At 64.9% G+C, this 15,460-nt stretch carries 15 protein-coding genes; 11 read left to right on the forward strand and 4 right to left on the reverse strand.

Annotated elements, in window-relative coordinates; translation table 11 throughout:
- From IC66_RS0101370 to IC66_RS0101415, 9 genes are all read left to right on the forward strand, one after another.
- On the forward strand, positions 1-361 hold a 361-nt coding region (locus IC66_RS0101370; protein ID WP_038946416.1), incomplete at its 5' end, for a PfkB family carbohydrate kinase.
- Between the two features lie 13 nt (positions 362-374).
- Positions 375-1,025 (forward strand): bifunctional 4-hydroxy-2-oxoglutarate aldolase/2-dehydro-3-deoxy-phosphogluconate aldolase, encoded by a 651-nt coding sequence (gene eda, locus IC66_RS0101375; RefSeq protein ID WP_028145156.1) that lies wholly within the window; start codon positions 375-377, stop codon positions 1,023-1,025.
- Positions 1,026-1,086: 61 nt separating this feature from the next.
- The gene (locus IC66_RS0101380; RefSeq protein ID WP_028145155.1) at positions 1,087-2,256 is read left to right on the forward strand and encodes an acetyl-CoA acetyltransferase; all 1,170 of its coding nucleotides are present in this window, start codon (positions 1,087-1,089) and stop codon (positions 2,254-2,256) included.
- 122 nt (positions 2,257-2,378) lie between these two features.
- On the forward strand, positions 2,379-2,585 hold the full coding sequence (locus IC66_RS0101385; RefSeq protein ID WP_028145154.1) for a hypothetical protein: 207 nt from the start codon (positions 2,379-2,381) through the stop codon (positions 2,583-2,585).
- 129 nt (positions 2,586-2,714) lie between these two features.
- Positions 2,715-3,914 carry a CaiB/BaiF CoA transferase family protein gene (locus IC66_RS0101390; protein WP_038946418.1) on the forward strand — a complete coding sequence of 400 codons (1,200 nt, stop codon included), beginning with the start codon at positions 2,715-2,717 and terminating at the stop codon, positions 3,912-3,914.
- A gap of 145 nt (positions 3,915-4,059) precedes the next feature.
- Positions 4,060-5,196, forward strand: coding sequence for a thiolase family protein (locus IC66_RS0101395; RefSeq protein ID WP_038946419.1), 1,137 nt, complete (start codon positions 4,060-4,062; stop codon positions 5,194-5,196).
- Positions 5,193-5,552, forward strand: coding sequence for a Zn-ribbon domain-containing OB-fold protein (locus IC66_RS0101400; protein ID WP_038946420.1), 360 nt, complete (start codon positions 5,193-5,195; stop codon positions 5,550-5,552). The genes IC66_RS0101395 and IC66_RS0101400 overlap by 4 nt, the downstream gene beginning before the upstream one ends.
- Positions 5,553-6,033: 481 nt before the next feature.
- Positions 6,034-6,561, forward strand: a complete 528-nt coding sequence (locus tag IC66_RS0101410; RefSeq protein WP_028145150.1) for a carboxymuconolactone decarboxylase family protein — start codon at positions 6,034-6,036, stop codon at positions 6,559-6,561.
- A gap of 26 nt (positions 6,562-6,587) precedes the next feature.
- On the forward strand, positions 6,588-6,890 hold the full coding sequence (locus IC66_RS0101415; protein ID WP_028145149.1) for a nucleoside triphosphate pyrophosphohydrolase family protein: 303 nt from the start codon (positions 6,588-6,590) through the stop codon (positions 6,888-6,890).
- 135 nt (positions 6,891-7,025) lie between these two features.
- On the opposite strand, the gene glsA is transcribed toward IC66_RS0101415, so the two are convergent.
- The 4 genes from glsA to IC66_RS0101435 form a co-directional block, all read right to left on the reverse strand.
- On the reverse strand, positions 7,026-8,873 hold the full coding sequence (gene glsA / locus IC66_RS0101420) for a glutaminase A (RefSeq protein WP_038946421.1): 1,848 nt from the start codon (positions 8,871-8,873) through the stop codon (positions 7,026-7,028).
- Between the two features lie 22 nt (positions 8,874-8,895).
- Positions 8,896-10,971 carry a TRAP transporter permease gene (locus IC66_RS0101425; RefSeq protein ID WP_038946422.1) on the reverse strand — a complete coding sequence of 692 codons (2,076 nt, stop codon included), beginning with the start codon at positions 10,969-10,971 and terminating at the stop codon, positions 8,896-8,898.
- Positions 10,972-11,137: 166 nt separating this feature from the next.
- Positions 11,138-12,304, reverse strand: coding sequence for a TAXI family TRAP transporter solute-binding subunit (locus tag IC66_RS0101430; protein ID WP_038946423.1), 1,167 nt, complete (start codon positions 12,302-12,304; stop codon positions 11,138-11,140).
- A 317-nt stretch (positions 12,305-12,621) separates the two neighbouring features.
- Positions 12,622-12,843, reverse strand: a complete 222-nt coding sequence (locus tag IC66_RS0101435) for an acetyl-CoA carboxylase biotin carboxyl carrier protein subunit (protein WP_028145145.1) — start codon at positions 12,841-12,843, stop codon at positions 12,622-12,624.
- Positions 12,844-12,937: 94 nt separating this feature from the next.
- On the opposite strand from IC66_RS0101435, the gene IC66_RS0101440 reads away from it, so the two are divergent.
- The gene (locus IC66_RS0101440) at positions 12,938-13,912 is read left to right on the forward strand and encodes an IclR family transcriptional regulator (RefSeq protein ID WP_028145144.1); all 975 of its coding nucleotides are present in this window, start codon (positions 12,938-12,940) and stop codon (positions 13,910-13,912) included.
- The gene (locus IC66_RS0101445) at positions 13,842-15,401 is read left to right on the forward strand and encodes an acyl-CoA carboxylase subunit beta (RefSeq protein ID WP_028145143.1); all 1,560 of its coding nucleotides are present in this window, start codon (positions 13,842-13,844) and stop codon (positions 15,399-15,401) included. The genes IC66_RS0101440 and IC66_RS0101445 overlap by 71 nt, the downstream gene beginning before the upstream one ends.
- Positions 15,402-15,460: the final 59 nt, after the last annotated feature.

Consider the following 15,460-nt stretch of genomic DNA (forward strand, 5'->3'; position numbering starts at 1 on the left):
GGACCTGCTCGCGCTCTATCCTGGTGAGAGCAACGATCAGCTGATGGCACGCATCGCGACGCCCGAGCTGGTGTTCCGGCTCGCCGAGCCCGTCAGCCTGCTGCGTTTCCCCGGGGCTACCCATGAGGTCCGGGCCGAACCGATGACCAAGCCCGTCGTCGACACCACGGCGGCCGGAGACAGCTTTGCCGCGGCCTATATCGCGGCCCGGCTCGCCGGTTCCGATCCGGTCGAGGCCGCCCAGGCCGGGCATCGCCTCGCCAGCCTCGTGATCTGCTATTCCGGCGCCATTATTCCGGGCTATGCCATGCCGCCGAAGAAACGGCACCGGCCGGCGACCTCCCGCCAGGCGACCAAGTAAAGATCGAGACCCTATGACCACGACTGCCCAACAGAACCACCTCGCCGCGCTGTTCAAGGCGGCGACCGTCATTCCCGTCCTCACCATCGAGCGGATCCAGGATGCCGTGCCGCTGGCGCGCGCGCTGGTTGCCGGCGGCGTCCGCACGCTGGAGGTGACCATGCGCACCCCGGTTGCGATCGAGGCGGCGAGGGCGATGATGGCCGAAGTCCCGGAGGCGGTCGTCGGCATCGGCACGATCCTGAATCCGGCCGACTTCACCCGTGTCGAGAAGCTCGGCGTCGCCTTCGGCATCAGCCCCGGCCTGACCCCCGATCTCCTCAAGGCCGCCGCCCACAGCTCCCTGCCGTTCGCGCCGGGCATCGCCACGGCGTCCGAGCTGATGCTGGCGCTGTCGCACGGCCTCGACGTCGCAAAATTCTTCCCGGCTGAGCAGGCCGGCGGCATCAAGGGCCTGCGTTCGCTCGGCGGCCCGTTCCCGAACGTGCGGTTCTGTCCGACCGGTGGTATCGGTGAGGCCAATGCGGCGAGCTGGCTCGCCGAGCCCAATGTAGTCGCGGTCGGCGGTTCCTGGCTGTGCCCGACGGCCGAGATCAAGGCCGGGAACTGGGCCGGCATAACTGCCATCTGCCAGCGCACCCTCAAGGCCCTGAAACCCGCGTGAAGTCTTGCCATCCCTGCGCTAAGACTTAGCTCAGGAAGAGAGACCCCAGGGAGACATGACCATGACCGCCAGCATCGTCGGATGGGCGCATACGCCGTTCGGCAAGTTCGACACAGAGACCGTCGAAAGCCTCGTCACCCGCGTCGCCAATGAGGCGATGGCCGATGCCGGCATTTCGGCCGGCGATGTCGACGAGATCGTGCTCGGCCATTTCAACGCCGGCTTCTCGGCGCAGGATTTTACCGCCTCGCTGGTGCTCCAGGCCGACCCGAAGCTGCGCTTCAAGCCGGCCACCCGGGTCGAGAACGCCTGCGCCACCGGTTCTGCCGCCGTGCACCAGGGCCTGCGCGCGATCGCCGCAGGCGCGGCCAAGATCGTCCTGGTCGTCGGTGTCGAGCAGATGACCCGCACCCCGGGCGCCGAGATCGGCAAGAACCTGCTGAAGGCGTCCTACCTGCCCGAGGACGGCGACACCGTCGGCGGCTTCGCCGGCGTGTTCGGCAAGATCGCCAGCTCCTATTTCCAGAAATACGGCGACCAGTCCGACGCCCTGGCGCTGATCGCGGCCAAGAACCACAAGAACGGCGTCGCCAATCCCTTCGCCCAGATGCGCAAGGATTTCGGTTTCGACTTCTGCCGCGCCGAGAGCGAGAAGAACCCCTACGTCGCCGGCCCCCTGAAGCGCACCGATTGCTCGCTGGTCTCCGACGGCGCCGCCGCGCTGGTGCTGGCTGACGCCGAGACCGCCAAGGGCATGACCAAGTCGATCGGCTTCCGCGCCACCGCGCACGCCCAGGACTTCCTGCCGATGTCCAAACGCGACATCCTCCAGTTCGAGGGCTGCACCGTTGCCTGGCAGCGCGCGCTGGAGAAGGCCGGGGTGACGCTGTCCGATCTCTCCTTCGTCGAGACCCATGACTGCTTCACCGTGGCCGAGCTGATCGAATACGAAGCGATGGGGCTGACGCCGAGGGGGCAGGGCGCCCGCGCCATCAAGGAAGGCTGGACGCTCAAGGACGGCAAGCTGCCGGTCAATCCGTCCGGCGGCCTGAAGGCCAAGGGCCATCCGATCGGCGCCACCGGCGTTTCCATGCATGTGATGACCGCGATGCAGCTCGCAGGCCAGGCGCCCGAGGGCATGCAGCTCAAGAACGCCAAGCTCGGCGGCATCTTCAACATGGGCGGCGCCGCGGTCGCCAACTACGTCTCGGTGCTGGAGCCGCTGAAGTAGGTCTTGTAGGGTGGGCAAAGGCGCGAAGGCGCCGTGCCCACCCTCTTCCTTGCGTTAGATCATGGTGGGCCCGCTTCGCTTGGCCCACCCTATGGCTCCTGATTGATTGGCGGAAATGCATCATGAGCACTGACTACGAAGACTCGCTGTCGATGGACGCACTCAACGGTCGGATTGCGATCCTCGAGGACAATATAAGGCAGCTCATCGAGCAGGCCGCGGCCGCCTCAGGCGAGCAGAACGAGTCGCGCATCGCCGACCGGATCAGCCAGCAGAACGAAGAGCTCGACCGGCTCCTCAAGATCCGCGAATCCCGCCAGAAGAAATAGCGGCCGATATCACCGCGCGGCGCATGCGGCCATACGCCGGCCGCCCTTGCGCGCGCGGCACCGCTGCCCTTAGCTGGACCGAAATCGCGGGGCCGCGCCTTGAGCCCCCCGCGCAATCGGGAGCGAATGATGGGGCCGCTGAAGGGCATCAAGGTCATCGACATGACCACCGTGCTGATGGGGCCGTATGCGACCCAGATGCTCGGCGATTACGGCGCTGACGTCATCAAGGTGGAATCGCTCGACGGCGACGTCACCCGCCTGATCGGCCCGATGCGCCATGCCGGCATGGGCCCGGTATTCCTCAACACCAACCGCAGCAAACGCTCGATCTGCCTCGATCTGAAGAAGCCCGCGGGCCGCGAGGCCGTGTTGCGGCTGCTGAAGGACGCCGACGTATTGGTTTACAACGTCCGCCCCCAGGCGATGGCGCGGCTGCAGCTCGGCTACGACGTCGTCTCCGCCCTCAATCCGCGCCTCGTCTATGCCGGCGTGTTCGGCTTCGGCCAGGATGGCCCGTATGCCGCAAAGCCCGCCTATGACGATCTGATCCAGGGCGCCACCGCGCTACCGGCGCTGATGGCGCAGACCGGCGACGGCGTGCCGCGCTATGTGCCGAACGCGCTGGTCGACCGCATCGTCGGCCTCACCGCCGTCGGCGCGATCTGCGCCAGTCTCGTGCATCGCGACCGCACCGGACGCGGCCAGCGCGTCGATATCCCGATGTTCGAGACCATGGCCGGCTTCGTCATGGGCGATCACATGGGCGGGCTCACCTACGAGCCGCCGCTCGACAAGGGCGGCTATGCCCGCCACCTCTCGCGCGACCGCAGGCCGTACAAGACCTCGGACGGCTATCTCAGCGTCATCGTCTACAACGACAAGCAGTGGGAGAATTTCTTCAAGGCGACGGCGCGCGATGATCTGCGTGTCGATCCAAAATTCGCGACTTTCGCGGGGCGCGCCGCCAATATCGACGTCGTCTATGCCGAGCTCGCGCGCATCTTCGAGACGCGCTCCACCGCCGAATGGATCGACCTGCTGACCAAGGCCGACGTGCCGGTCATGCCGATGCACGACCTCGCCTCGATCCTGCACGACGAGCATCTGGAGGCGACGAATTTCTTTCCGGTCGTGGACCATCCGACCGAAGGTCCGATCCGCAGCATGAAAGTGACCGCGACCTGGTCGGAGACGGAGGCCGAGCCGGTGCGGCTGGCGCCGCGGCTCAACGAGCACGGCGCGGAGATTCTTCGCGAGATCGGATACTCCGCCGACGAGATCGCCGCCATGGTGCGCGACGGCGTCACGCGCTCGCCGCCGGAGTAGGGGAGGAAGTGATGGCGACAACTCTCTCATCCGTCATTCCGGGGCGCGACGAAGTCGCGAGCCCGGAATCCATAACCACGATCGTGAGTATGGATTCCGGGCTCGCGCCAAGGGGCGCGCCCCGGAATGACGAGGAGGAGAGACGATGAGCTTCATCACCGGCGTCGGCCTCACGTCTTTCGGCAAGCATGAAGGCTCGTCCTCGCTCGACCTGATGAGCCAGGCGGCACAAGCCGCGCTCGACGATGCCGGGCTGAAGCGTGCGGACATCGACGGCATCCTTTGCGGCTATTCCACCGTCTCGCCGCACATCATGCTGGCGACCGTGTTCGCCGAGCACTTTGGAATCCGCCCGAGTTACGCTCACGCCGTGCAGGTCGGCGGCGCCACGGGACTCGCGATGACGATGCTGGCGCATCACCTCGTCACCTCGGGCGTCGCGCGCAATGTGCTGGTCGTTGCCGGCGAGAACCGGCTCACCGGGCAGAGCCGCGATGCCTCGATCCAGGCGCTGGCGCAGGTCGGCCATCCCGATTACGAGGTGCCGCTGGGACCAACGATCCCAGCCTATTACGGCCTCGTCGCTAACAGGTACATGCACAAATATTGCGTGACCGAAGAGGACCTTGCCGAATTCGCCGTGCTGATGCGCAGCCACGCCTGCACCCATCCCGGCGCGCAATTCCACGACCCGATCACCGTTGCCGACGTCATGGCCTCGAAGCCGGTGGCGATGCCGCTCAAGCTGCTCGACTGCTGCCCCGTGTCCGACGGCGGCGCCGCCTTCATCATCAGCCGCGAGCGGACGGGGGAGGCGGGCGTGCGCATCCGCGGCTGCGCCCAGGCGCATACCCATCAGCATGTCACGGCCGCGCCCGCGCTCAGCGAACTCGGCGCCGAGATCTCCATCGCCCGCGCCAAGAAGGCCACGGGCCTTGCGATCTCCGATGTGCGCTACGCCGCGATCTACGACAGTTTTACCATTACGCTCGCGATGCTGCTCGAAGACCTCGGTCTTGCCGGCCGCGGCGAGGCCGCAGCCCGCGTCCGATCGGGCCATTTCAGCCGCGACGGCGCGATGCCGCTGAACACCCATGGCGGCCTGCTCAGCTATGGCCATTGCGGCGTCGGCGGCGCTATGGCGCATCTGGTCGAGGCGCATTTGCAGATGACGGGGCGGGCGGCTTGCCGCCAGGTGCGCGACGCCTCGATCGCGTTGCTGCATGGCGACGGCGGCGTGCTGTCGTCGCATGTGAGCATGTTCCTGGAGCGGGTGCGATGAGCGGGCGTCTGGCAGACTGGACCAAGGGCGAGGCGGCCATCACCTACCAGACCTGCAACTCATGCGGGCATGTGCAGTATTTCCACCGCGCCTTCTGCGCGGCTTGTGGCGAATCGGATCCGCGCGAGCAGCGCGCCAGCGGCAAGGGCAGGGTCTATGCGAGCTCGCTGGTCTGCCGCGCCGCCACACCCGAGACGCGCGCACACGTGCCTTACAACATTTTGCTGGTCGATTGCGCCGAGGGTTTTCGCATGATGGCGCATGGCGACAACGGACTCGCCATCGGCGATTCGGTCTTCGCGAGCTTCAAGCCGTTTGCCGGGAAACTCGTGCCGTTCTTCACGAAGGAAACGTAACGGGATTCGTCATTCGGGGGCGGTCATGGGACCGAGCCTGGAACGGGTATTCTGGGCCTGGCCTGTGCGAGGGCCACCCCGGAATGACGAAAACTCTAGAACTCCAACTAACGCCCGTAGAACAAGATGCTGGCGATGACGAGCATCGCCGTCACCGCCAGCATATGCGCGAGCGCTCCCGAGGCCGCCCCCTTGGTGGCTTCCTTCATGCCTTTTTCTCCCTAGACTTGGGCGTGACTCATCGTTGTGCGGCTAGCGCACCCGACGGCCAATTGTTTTACTCGGAACACCCCATTTGCGAGTATTCACCGTGATTTGTCCCCACGCGGCGAATATCGACTGTGTCAGGGTCGATCAGCAATGCGGCGGCAATTTGACTCGATAATGTTGCTCCTGCGTCCTCGCGCGAATAGAGTCTTTGGGAACTTGCGCGGACGACGACAAAAAGCATCAAAAAATCAGGGAAAACTTCAGGAAAATCATGGCCCGCATCAACTACAGCGACCCGTCCAAGGCATCCGACCGCACCCGCGAAATTCTCGACAAGAACCGCAACGCCAACATCTTCCGCATGATGGCGCACTCGCCAAGCTATTTCGAGCAGTACTGCCGCCTGGGGGGCGCCATCCGTCACAAGGGCGAGCTCGATCCGGTCGTGCGCGAGCTTGCGATCACCCGCACCGGCATCTTGTGCGAGGCGCCGTACGAGATCGTCGCGCACAAGCGGATCGGCAAGAATGTCGGCGTCACCGACGCGCAGAACGAGGCGCTCGAAAACTGGCAGGCGGCGACGTGCTTCAACGAGGTGCAGCGCGCCGCGCTCGCCTTCACCGACGAGATCGTGAAACTCAAGAAGCCGACGGATGCGACCTTCAAGGCGATCGCAGCGAAGCTGACGCCGGCTGCGCTGGTCGAGCTGCAGCTCTCGGTCGGCTTCTACATCATGACGTCAAAATTCCTGGAGACGTTTGAGATCGATCTCCAGCCCGTTACCGAAGTGGTGGGCTGATCGAAGCACCGCGGCGAGGGATGCCAATGACGATCGATGAATATGCGGCCTGGGCCGCGAGCGTTGCGAAAGTCGATGAACATCCGTCCAACGAGCGGCTGTCCTATCTCGGTCTCGGCCTCGCGGGCGAGGCCGGCGAGGTGGCCGAGCACATCAAGAAGCTGTTGCGCGATGACTGGCTCGACAAGGCTGGCCTCGTCGATGAGCTCGGCGACGTCATCTATTACTGGGCCTGCCTCTGCGCGACGACCGGCCAGAAGCCGTCCGAGCTGCTCGAAAGGAGCGCGGCAAAGATCAAGCGGCGGCTGAGCGAGGCGGCGAGCCGGTAGGGCAAGAGATGTAGGCTGGACACCGACAGCCTCCACAGCGTCATGCCGGGCTCGTCCCGGCCATGCCATGCAGCACGATGGACGTGGATGCCCGGGACAGGCCCGGGCATGACGACCTGTCGTGAATGAGCTGCTCTACATCGATGTCAGAATATCCACCTTCGCGTTGGCGACAATCAGGCGGTCGGCGAGGAGCTGGGCGAGGTTGCGCATGATGCGCTCGCTGGCGTGCGGGTGCCGCTGGCGGAAGCGTTCGAATTCCTGCAGCGGAGCCTCATAGGCGGTCGCTGCCATGTCGGCGAAGACGTCGGCCGAGCGCGTGGATTCCAGCAGCGCCATCTCGCCGAACGCCATGCCCGCGGTCAGCGTCGCGAGCCGCACGCCGTCAGGCAGCGTGACGTGCACGGCGCCGCTGCGCAGGAAAAACAGGGAATCGGCGGGATCGCCCGTGGTGAGAATCTTCGCGCCGGACTGATAGGTGCGGATGGTGCAGATCGAGGTGAGGTCAGTCAGCTCGTCCTCGCCGAGGCCCTCGAGCAGCGGTTGCTCGGCAAGCTCGGTGGTCTCGTGGAAGTCGATCGAGCCGCCGTAGCGGTAGACGATCTGGTCTTCGGCCCATTCGATCGCGGTGTCGAGCAGGTAGAAGTCGCGGACGTTCTTCAGCTCGGCCGTCCATTCCCGCAACGTGTCCCATTCCTTGGATGCGCGCCTGACGCCCGACAGCACCACCGTGACATTCAGCGCCGCGAGCTCCTCGAACGCTTCGGCGACGAGCCGCGCCCCGGCGCGCGTGGTGGAGGTGACGCGGTGCAGATCGAAGATCACGAATTGCGGACGGGGCCGCCCCGCAAGCCGCCGGGAGACGTAGTCGACCGCGGACAGTGACAGCGTGCCGACCAGCTCGATGATCCGCACCTCCTGCTCATGGGCGGCGAGAATCTCGCGCTCCTGCGGCCGGCGCACGCGGCGCGACGGGCTCTTGCCGATATCGTAGTCGGCGATGACGGCGTTGCGCGCATCGTCGCTGCGGTTGAGCATGTGCAGATCGTAATGTGAGGACAGCGCCTCGCAGACCTTGATGCCGCGCACGCTGTTGCCGTGCTTGTCGAGCCTTGGCGAATAGCTGCCGAGCCCGAGCCGGGCGGGGAGGGCGGCAAGGATGCCGCCGCCGACGCCGCTCTTGGCGGGAATGCCGATCCGGTAGATCCATTCGCCGGCATAGTCGTACATGCCCGAGGACGTCATCACCGACAGCGTGCGGGAGATCGCGTAAGGCGTCAGCACCTGCTCACCCGTGACCGGATTGACGCCGCGATTGGCGAGGGTCGCCGCCATCACCGCGATGTCGCGCGCGGTGACCAGCACCGCGCATTGCCGGAAATAGACGTCGAGCACGCCTGCGACATTGTCCGAGATCACCGCGTTGGTCTTCAAGAGATAACCGATCGCGCGGTTGCGGTCGCCGGTCTGGCTCTCCGAGCCGTAGACGGCCTCGTCCACCGCGAGATCGCGACCGGCGAAGCGGCTCAGCGCCAGGCGTATCTGCTCGAAGGCATCTGCGCCCTTGCTGTCGTAGATCAGCCCCGTGCAGGCGATCGCGCCGGCATTGACCATCGGGTTGAACGGGTGGTTCTCGGAATTGAGCCGGATCGAGTTGAAAGGATCGCCCGACGGTTCGACGCCGATCGCGCTCTCGACCCTGCCGGCGCCGAGCAGGTCAAGCGCCAGCGCGAACACGAACGGTTTTGACATCGACTGGATGGTGAAGGGCACCCTGGAGTCGCCGACCTCGTAGACATGGCCGTCGAGCGTGGCGAGGCTGATGCCAAAACAGGCAGGATCAGCCTTGCTCAGCTCGGGAATGTAGTCGGCGACCGCGCCTGAGGTCTCGGCCGAGAATTCGTTGAGGCAATTGTCCAGAAACCGCAGCAAGGGCGGCTTCGAGCGGCTCCAGGCGGAGGCGAGGGGCGAAAGCGGTTTCATCGCCTCTCTTTGTGCAACGCAATCAGGGTATGCGCAACCCGTTCGGTACCACGGCCTGCCGCCGGACCAGCAGCAGGGCGATCAGAACCGTGGGTGCAAGGATGGCAAGGCCCAGCAGCGTCACCTGCAGCTGCGACAGCGGCATGATCCCGCCGCCCGGTGTCGCCACCACGAAGCCGCCGATCACCAGCAGAACGCGGATCGGCCATTCCAGCCCGCCGGCGCTGCGTAAGTCCCCGACGAAGGGCTGATAGCCCTGGATGCCGCCGCAGATGAACAGCGTGCCGAACGCAGCAAGTCCCATCAGGCCGAGACCGGCGAGATACGGGCTCGGCCCTTGCAGCACCAGCGCCGGATTAAGCACGAAGAAGAACGGGATGAAATAGATGATGCTGCCGACCCACATCGATTCCCAGCCCGTCTTCATCGCCGGCGAGCCGGCAATGCCTGCGGCCGCGAAGGAGGCGATCGCGACCGGCGGGGTAATCGAGGACAGCATGCCCCAATAGAAGATGAACATGTGCACGGCCATCTTGTTCAGCCCGAGCTTCTCCAGTGCGGGCGCGACCAGGATGGCAAGGAAGATGTAGCAGGCCGTCGTCGTCAGCCCGAGGCCGAGGATCAGGCTGGTGACCGCGCACATGCCGAGCAGCAGGAAGGGATTGTCGCCGGCAATATGCAAGAGATCGTTAGCAAGGCTCGACACCACTCCGGTCATCGAGAACGCGCCGATCAGGAGACCGCAGCCAGCGAGGATGCCGACGAGCTCGACGAAGGTGCGGCCGTTGACCTCGAGGAATTTTCCGATCGTCGCAAGGGTCCAGCGGGTGTCCTTGGAGAAGAATTGGTTGAGCACCAGCAGCAGCGCGGTCGCGTAGAACGGCGCATGGCTTTCGCGCTTGAAGTAGAGCAGCATCACGATCAGCAGGGCGATGACGAAGACGTAGTACCAGCCGTCCTTGATCGTATCCATGATCCGCGGCAGCTCGGCGCGCGGAATCCCCTTCAGCCCGTGGCGCGCGGCGTAGGTATCGACCTGCATGAACAGGCCGACATAATAGAGCGCGGCCGGGATGATCGCGGCGACCGCGACCTCGGCGTAGCTGATATTGAGGAACTGCGCGATCACGAAGGCGGTCGCGCCCATCACCGGCGGCGCCAGCACCGCGCCGGTCGAGGCGCAGGCCTCGATCGCGCCGGCATAGGAGGCGCGAAAGCCGCTCTTCTTCATCACGGGGATGGTCATGGTGCCGGCGGTCAGCACGTTGGAGATGATCGAGCCCGACATCATGCCGAGCAGGCCGCTCGCGAAGATGCAGACCTTGGCCGCGCCGCCGCGGAACGTCCCGCACATCGCGAAAGAGAGGTTGATGAAGAATTTGCCGGCGCCCGTCATCATCAGCGCAGTGCCGAATACGAGGAAGCCGATCACGGTATCGGCGAAGGCCTGGATCGGAATGCCGAGCAGGCTCTCGCCCGACAGCACGTGATAGGCGGTCGCCTGCTCCAACGTCGATTGCGTGCCGCGGAAAGGGCCGAGCCAGCTGGATTCGGCGAACAGCGGATAGACGGTGAAGGGGAGCACGCTCAACAGCAGGCTCCAGCCGCCGGTGCGGCGCAGCGCCTCCATCAGCATCACCCACATCACGAGCCCCGCGGCGATCACGTTGTTCGGCGCGCCGCCGAATTCCCAACCGGCCTCCGCCGCCTTGCGCACGTTCGACATCAGCAGCAGCGCTGCGGCGAAAGTCGCGGCGAACAAGACGAGGTCGTACCAGGGAATCCGGTCTAGCGGGGCGCGCTCGGAGCCCGGAAAGATCAGGAAGGTGAAGGGCAGCATCAACGCGATCAGGAGATAGAAATACTCCGTGTTGAGCTGGGTGTAGCCGATGAAGAAGCGCAACGAGAATTGCTGGTTGATGCAGAGCAGGATCGTGGCCGCGGTCGCAGCGACCAGCGTCCAGCGCCAGGCGCCGCGCAAGGTGCGCACGCGCGTGACTTCGGCCTCCTGCATGTTGCCGGCCGCGCCATGTGGATCGTCGAATACGACCCGCTTGGTCTCGTCTTGCGGGGCAGTGGAGGTGGAAACGGAAGACATCAATCGACCCCGCGCGTGGGCTGGTAACTAATTGGGCTGGTAACTAATTAGGCGAATAGCCGTTGGTTGACTCGAATGCGGCCGCGAGCTCGCTCAACCTCTCCCGCAAGCGGGAGAGGCGGCGCACCTGACGCGAAGCAACGGTCAAGCTCAATGTCGGCACACTCTAATCCTCGAACCCGTTCGGCATGTCGGCTTTCGCAAGCGCCGTCGCGCGCGCCTTCATCCAGCCGTCGAGAAACGCCTTGTCGTCCGACGGCGGGTTGGACTTGCCGTAATCGGCCCACGCAGCTGCCAGCACCTCCTGCCGCTTGATCAGCTTGTTGTTGTGCGCCTCCTGCGCATCGCTCCATTGCCCGGCTTCCTTCAGCGCCTTCACCGAGCCGGGATGCACCGGCACCACCCAGTTCTTGGTCTGGCGGTCGGCCGCGAGGCCGCCGGCGCCGGGCGCGGAGTCCTTGTAGGCATCGTAATTTGTGATCATCGCCTTGGTGATCGCATAGACCTGGTCGGCCGGCTGCGAGGCATAGGCGACGAAGATCGGGTAGGGGTAGTTGCCGAGCTCGACCGGCTTGTCCGGCGAGATGCCGGCGCCGCAGGTCGCGACTTGCGGGAAGAAGAACGAGCCGACCTTCTGCATCCGAGCCCAGCCTTCCTTGTCCTTGGCGGGCAGCGGCGGCCAGATCAGGCCGCGCGGCGAGGTCTCGGCTTCCTTGGCGGGGCCGGTGATGGTGGTGCCGAAAGCGGCATCGACGTCGTTGTTGATTAGGCCTTTCCACATCGCGCCGTAGCTCGCGAATTCGACGGCCTTGACGTCCTTCTGCGTCAGCCCGGCGAAGGCGAGCACTGCGAGCGAGTTCTGGTTCAGCGCGGGTGAGCCGACCACGAAGCCGACACGCTTGCCCTTGAGGTCCTTCAGCTCCTTCACACCGGTGTCGGCGGCGACGCCGAGCGATCCGCAATTGCAGTCGACGGTCGAGAGCAGGATCTGAAGCGGCTGCGGACCCCATTCCTTCGCGCCGAACTCGAACATGCCTTCCTGCGCGAAGTAGGTGCCGGATCCCATCGCCGAGGATACGGCGCGCTTGGCGCGCAGCGGCGCGAGGCGGGCGACGTCGTTCCCTGCGGGCAGCACGCGCACATCGGTGCCGTATTTGTCCTTCATCATCTTGCCGACGCCGACGGCGATGTTGAAGCCGGCCGTTCCGGTGTCATAGGCGGTGAACGTCAACGTCGCCGGCAGCTTGATGTCTTCGGCGAACGAATAGCGTGTAGACGCAAAAGAGATGCCCGCCACCAAGGCAGGCGCGAGCATGAGCAGCCCACGAAGCATGTTTCCCTCCAATGATCGTCGCGTTTGCCGCGAAGAATTTCGTTCTTTGTTTGAAACAGAGTTTTGTTTGCGACGGATCATGTCACCCGCATCAGGCGATGGCAACGCCGTACCGGGAATGCGACGCATCGGACTGACACATTGTCGCGGAGGATGCGGCCTCGCGGCGAATACGGAGTGCTCGGCCCATGGTTCGAGACGCGCCGTAAGCGGCGCTCCTCACCATGAGGTCTACGAATCTGCGGCGAAAACAGACCTTATCCCGAGCAGCCCGCCGTAGCGGGCGTCTCGAAGGATGGCCACGAAGAGAACGCACTTCAGCTCGCGACAATCGCGACCGCCTGTCCCTCGGCAACGACGTCGTCGAGCTTCACCAGAAGCGATGTGATGGTGCCGTTCGCGGGCGAGGATACCGGTATCTCCATCTTCATGGCTTCGACGATTACAACGTCATCGCCATCCGCAACGGTTCCTCCAACTTGCACGGGAGTTGCGCAGACGCGCCCGGCGACCTCCGTGACGATCTTAATTTCTGGCATGCCATCGCCTTTTTGTTGTCGTCGCAAAATGCCTGAGGTAGCGTCGACTGCAAGTGGAATTTAATTCCGCACAGCGGAACAAACGGTAGGGAACATGGGACGACGATCCGAGCGGTTGAGTAGGCAAGGTGTGCTCGCTGGCGATGCCGGTGAGGGTGATGTCATCCAGGTGGTCTCGCGCGCGTTCGACGTGTTGCGATGCTTCGAGGGCCACGAGGCAAGGCTCGGCAATCTCGAGATTTCAAATCGCTGCGGCCTGCCGCGCTCGACGGTGTCGCGGCTCACGCACACGCTGACGCGGATGGGCCAGTTGGTCTACCTGCCGCGCGATCAGAAATATCGCATCGGCCCGAGCGCGGTGGCGATGAGTGCCTCGATGATGAAGGGCGCGCAGCTGCGCAGCATGATCCGGCAACGGCTTCAGGAAGTCGCCGAGCAGCTGCCGGGCACAGTCGGCCTCGTCGTGCCCGATCGCTTCCATCTGGTCTATCTGCAGTTCGCGCGCTCGCCGACCGCCCTCGGCCTGCACGAGGGCACCGGCAGCCGCATCTCGATGGCCTCGACCGCCGCGGGCGCGGCCTACACCGCGGCGCTGGCGCCGGAGATCGGCGATGCCTTCATCGCGGACGTGGAACGGGAAGCGCCCGAGGCTGCGAAGATCCTGAAACCCCGCATTGAAGCCAATCGGCAGATGTTGCGTGAGCGCGGATATGTCGTGGCCTGTGGCCTCTGGAGCCCGCACATCAACGGGCTCGCGGTGCCGATCTGGTCGCCGCAGTACCAGACCTACGTCGTCATCACGATCGGCCTTCTGTCCACGATGTATGACGAGCAGCGGCTGCATGCCGAAGTCGCACCCCTGATGCTCGAGCTCGGCCGTTCGCTCGGCAGCCTGATGGAGGGCGCGGAAGGCGACGCCTTCAACAACCGCATCCCGCGTAAACCGGTCGCAATGGCCGTGCACAACAATAACAAGCCGATCAATTCGGAGGGAGTGAATGAACTGGAAGCCGGAACTCGACGAGCTCGCCCGGCGCGAAGCCTTCGCGCGGGAGATGGGCGGCGTTGACAAGGTCAAGCGACAGCATGACCAGGGCCGGCTGACTGTTCGGGAGCGTATCGACAAGCTGATCGATCGCGGCAGCTTCCACGAGATCGGTGCCGTCTCCGGCATCGGTGAGTACGATAGCAGCGGCGAGCTGCAGAAATTGACGCCGGCGAACTGCGTGTTCGGCCGTGCGCGCGTCGACGGCCGCACCGTGGTTGTGGTCGGCGACGACTTTACGGTACGGGGCGGCTCGGCGGATGCGTCCATTTCCGCAAAGCCGCTGATGGCGGAGGAGATGGCGCATGATTTCCGCCTGCCGATCGTCCGCATCATCGAGGGCTCCGGCGGCGGCGGTTCGGTCAAGACCATCGAGACCAAGGGCGCCGCGAATCTGCCTGGAGGCATCGGCGGCACGCGCTGGTATCGCTTCACGACGGAGAATTTGTCGCGCGTTCCCGTGGTCGCCCTCGGCCTTGGCTCGGTCGCAGGGCTCGGTGCCGCGCGGCTTGCCGCCAGCCACTATTCGATCATGACGAGGAAGTCCGCGATGTTCGTCGCGGGGCCGCCGGTGGTGAAGGCGCTCGGGCAGGACCTCTCGAAGGAGGAGCTCGGCGGCGCCGACATCCAGACCCGCGCCGGCGCGGTCGATCATGCCGTCGATACGGAAGAAGAGGCGTTCGCCTGCGCGCGGCGCTTCCTGTCCTATCTGCCGTCATCGGTCTATGAGCTGCCGCCGACCTTGCCCTGCACCGACAATCCCGAGCGCTCCGAAGAGGCGCTGATGAACGCTGTGCCGCGCAACCGCAAGCAGGTCTACAAGATGCGGCCCATTATCGAGTCCGTCGTGGACAAGGGCTCGTTCTTCGAGGTCGGCAAGAATTTCGGCAAGCCCATCATCGTCGGTCTCGCGCGACTCGAGGGCAGGGCGGTGCTGGTCCTCGCCAGCGACAGCTTTCATTATGGCGGCTCCTGGACGGCGGATGCCTGCCAGAAGGTGGTGCGCTGGGTCGACTTCGCCGAAACTTTTCATCTGCCGGTCGTCTATCTCATGGACTGCCCGGGCTTCATGATCGGCCTCGATGCCGAGAAGGCCGCCACCATCCGCCACGGCGTTCGCGCCATGGCTGCGGTGAACCAGACCACCGTGCCCTGGTGCACCGTGATCCTGCGCAACGCGTTTGGTGTTGCGGGCGTGGTGCATCAGCCGGCCGACCGCTTCTCGATCCGCTACGCCTGGCCGTCGGCCTATTGGGGCTCGCTGCCGCTCGAAGGCGGCATCGAGGCTGCCTACCGCGCCGACATTGATGCTGCCGAGGACAAGGCGGAGAAGCTCAAGGAGATCGAGGAGCGCCTTAACAAGCTGCGCTCGCCGTTCCGCTCGGCCGAGAAATTCTGGGTCGAGGAGATCATCGATCCCCGCAAGACGCGCTCGCTGCTGTGCGAGTTCGCGCGCCTCGCCGAGCCGCTGCGAAAAGCCGGGCCGCCGGAGAATTTTTCGATCAGGCCTTGATATTGGCCATCGCTGCCGCGCGACAATCTTGTCGCGGCCGCGATGGCGTGACCTCAAAA

This window comes from Bradyrhizobium genomosp. III, from assembly GCF_000261705.1.
Taxonomy (GTDB): Bacteria; Pseudomonadota; Alphaproteobacteria; order Rhizobiales; family Xanthobacteraceae; genus Bradyrhizobium; species Bradyrhizobium ottawaense.

Excerpts from the sequence above, each read along its gene's own strand:
- eda (WP_028145156.1), top strand. The coding sequence starts at position 375 with ATGACCACGACTGCCCAACAGAACCACCTCGCCGCGCTGTTCAAGGCG.
- IC66_RS0101380 (WP_028145155.1), top strand. The coding sequence starts at position 1,087 with ATGACCGCCAGCATCGTCGGATGGGCGCATACGCCGTTCGGCAAGTTC.
- IC66_RS0101385 (WP_028145154.1), top strand. The coding sequence starts at position 2,379 with ATGAGCACTGACTACGAAGACTCGCTGTCGATGGACGCACTCAACGGT.
- IC66_RS0101390 (WP_038946418.1), top strand. The coding sequence starts at position 2,715 with ATGGGGCCGCTGAAGGGCATCAAGGTCATCGACATGACCACCGTGCTG.
- IC66_RS0101395 (WP_038946419.1), top strand. The coding sequence starts at position 4,060 with ATGAGCTTCATCACCGGCGTCGGCCTCACGTCTTTCGGCAAGCATGAA.
- IC66_RS0101400 (WP_038946420.1), top strand. The coding sequence starts at position 5,193 with ATGAGCGGGCGTCTGGCAGACTGGACCAAGGGCGAGGCGGCCATCACC.
- IC66_RS0101410 (WP_028145150.1), top strand. The coding sequence starts at position 6,034 with ATGGCCCGCATCAACTACAGCGACCCGTCCAAGGCATCCGACCGCACC.
- IC66_RS0101415 (WP_028145149.1), top strand. The coding sequence starts at position 6,588 with ATGACGATCGATGAATATGCGGCCTGGGCCGCGAGCGTTGCGAAAGTC.
- glsA (WP_038946421.1), bottom strand. The coding sequence starts at position 8,873 with ATGAAACCGCTTTCGCCCCTCGCCTCCGCCTGGAGCCGCTCGAAGCCG.
- IC66_RS0101425 (WP_038946422.1), bottom strand. The coding sequence starts at position 10,971 with ATGTCTTCCGTTTCCACCTCCACTGCCCCGCAAGACGAGACCAAGCGG.
- IC66_RS0101430 (WP_038946423.1), bottom strand. The coding sequence starts at position 12,304 with ATGCTTCGTGGGCTGCTCATGCTCGCGCCTGCCTTGGTGGCGGGCATC.
- IC66_RS0101435 (WP_028145145.1), bottom strand. The coding sequence starts at position 12,843 with ATGCCAGAAATTAAGATCGTCACGGAGGTCGCCGGGCGCGTCTGCGCA.
- IC66_RS0101440 (WP_028145144.1), top strand. The coding sequence starts at position 12,938 with ATGGGACGACGATCCGAGCGGTTGAGTAGGCAAGGTGTGCTCGCTGGC.
- IC66_RS0101445 (WP_028145143.1), top strand. The coding sequence starts at position 13,842 with ATGAACTGGAAGCCGGAACTCGACGAGCTCGCCCGGCGCGAAGCCTTC.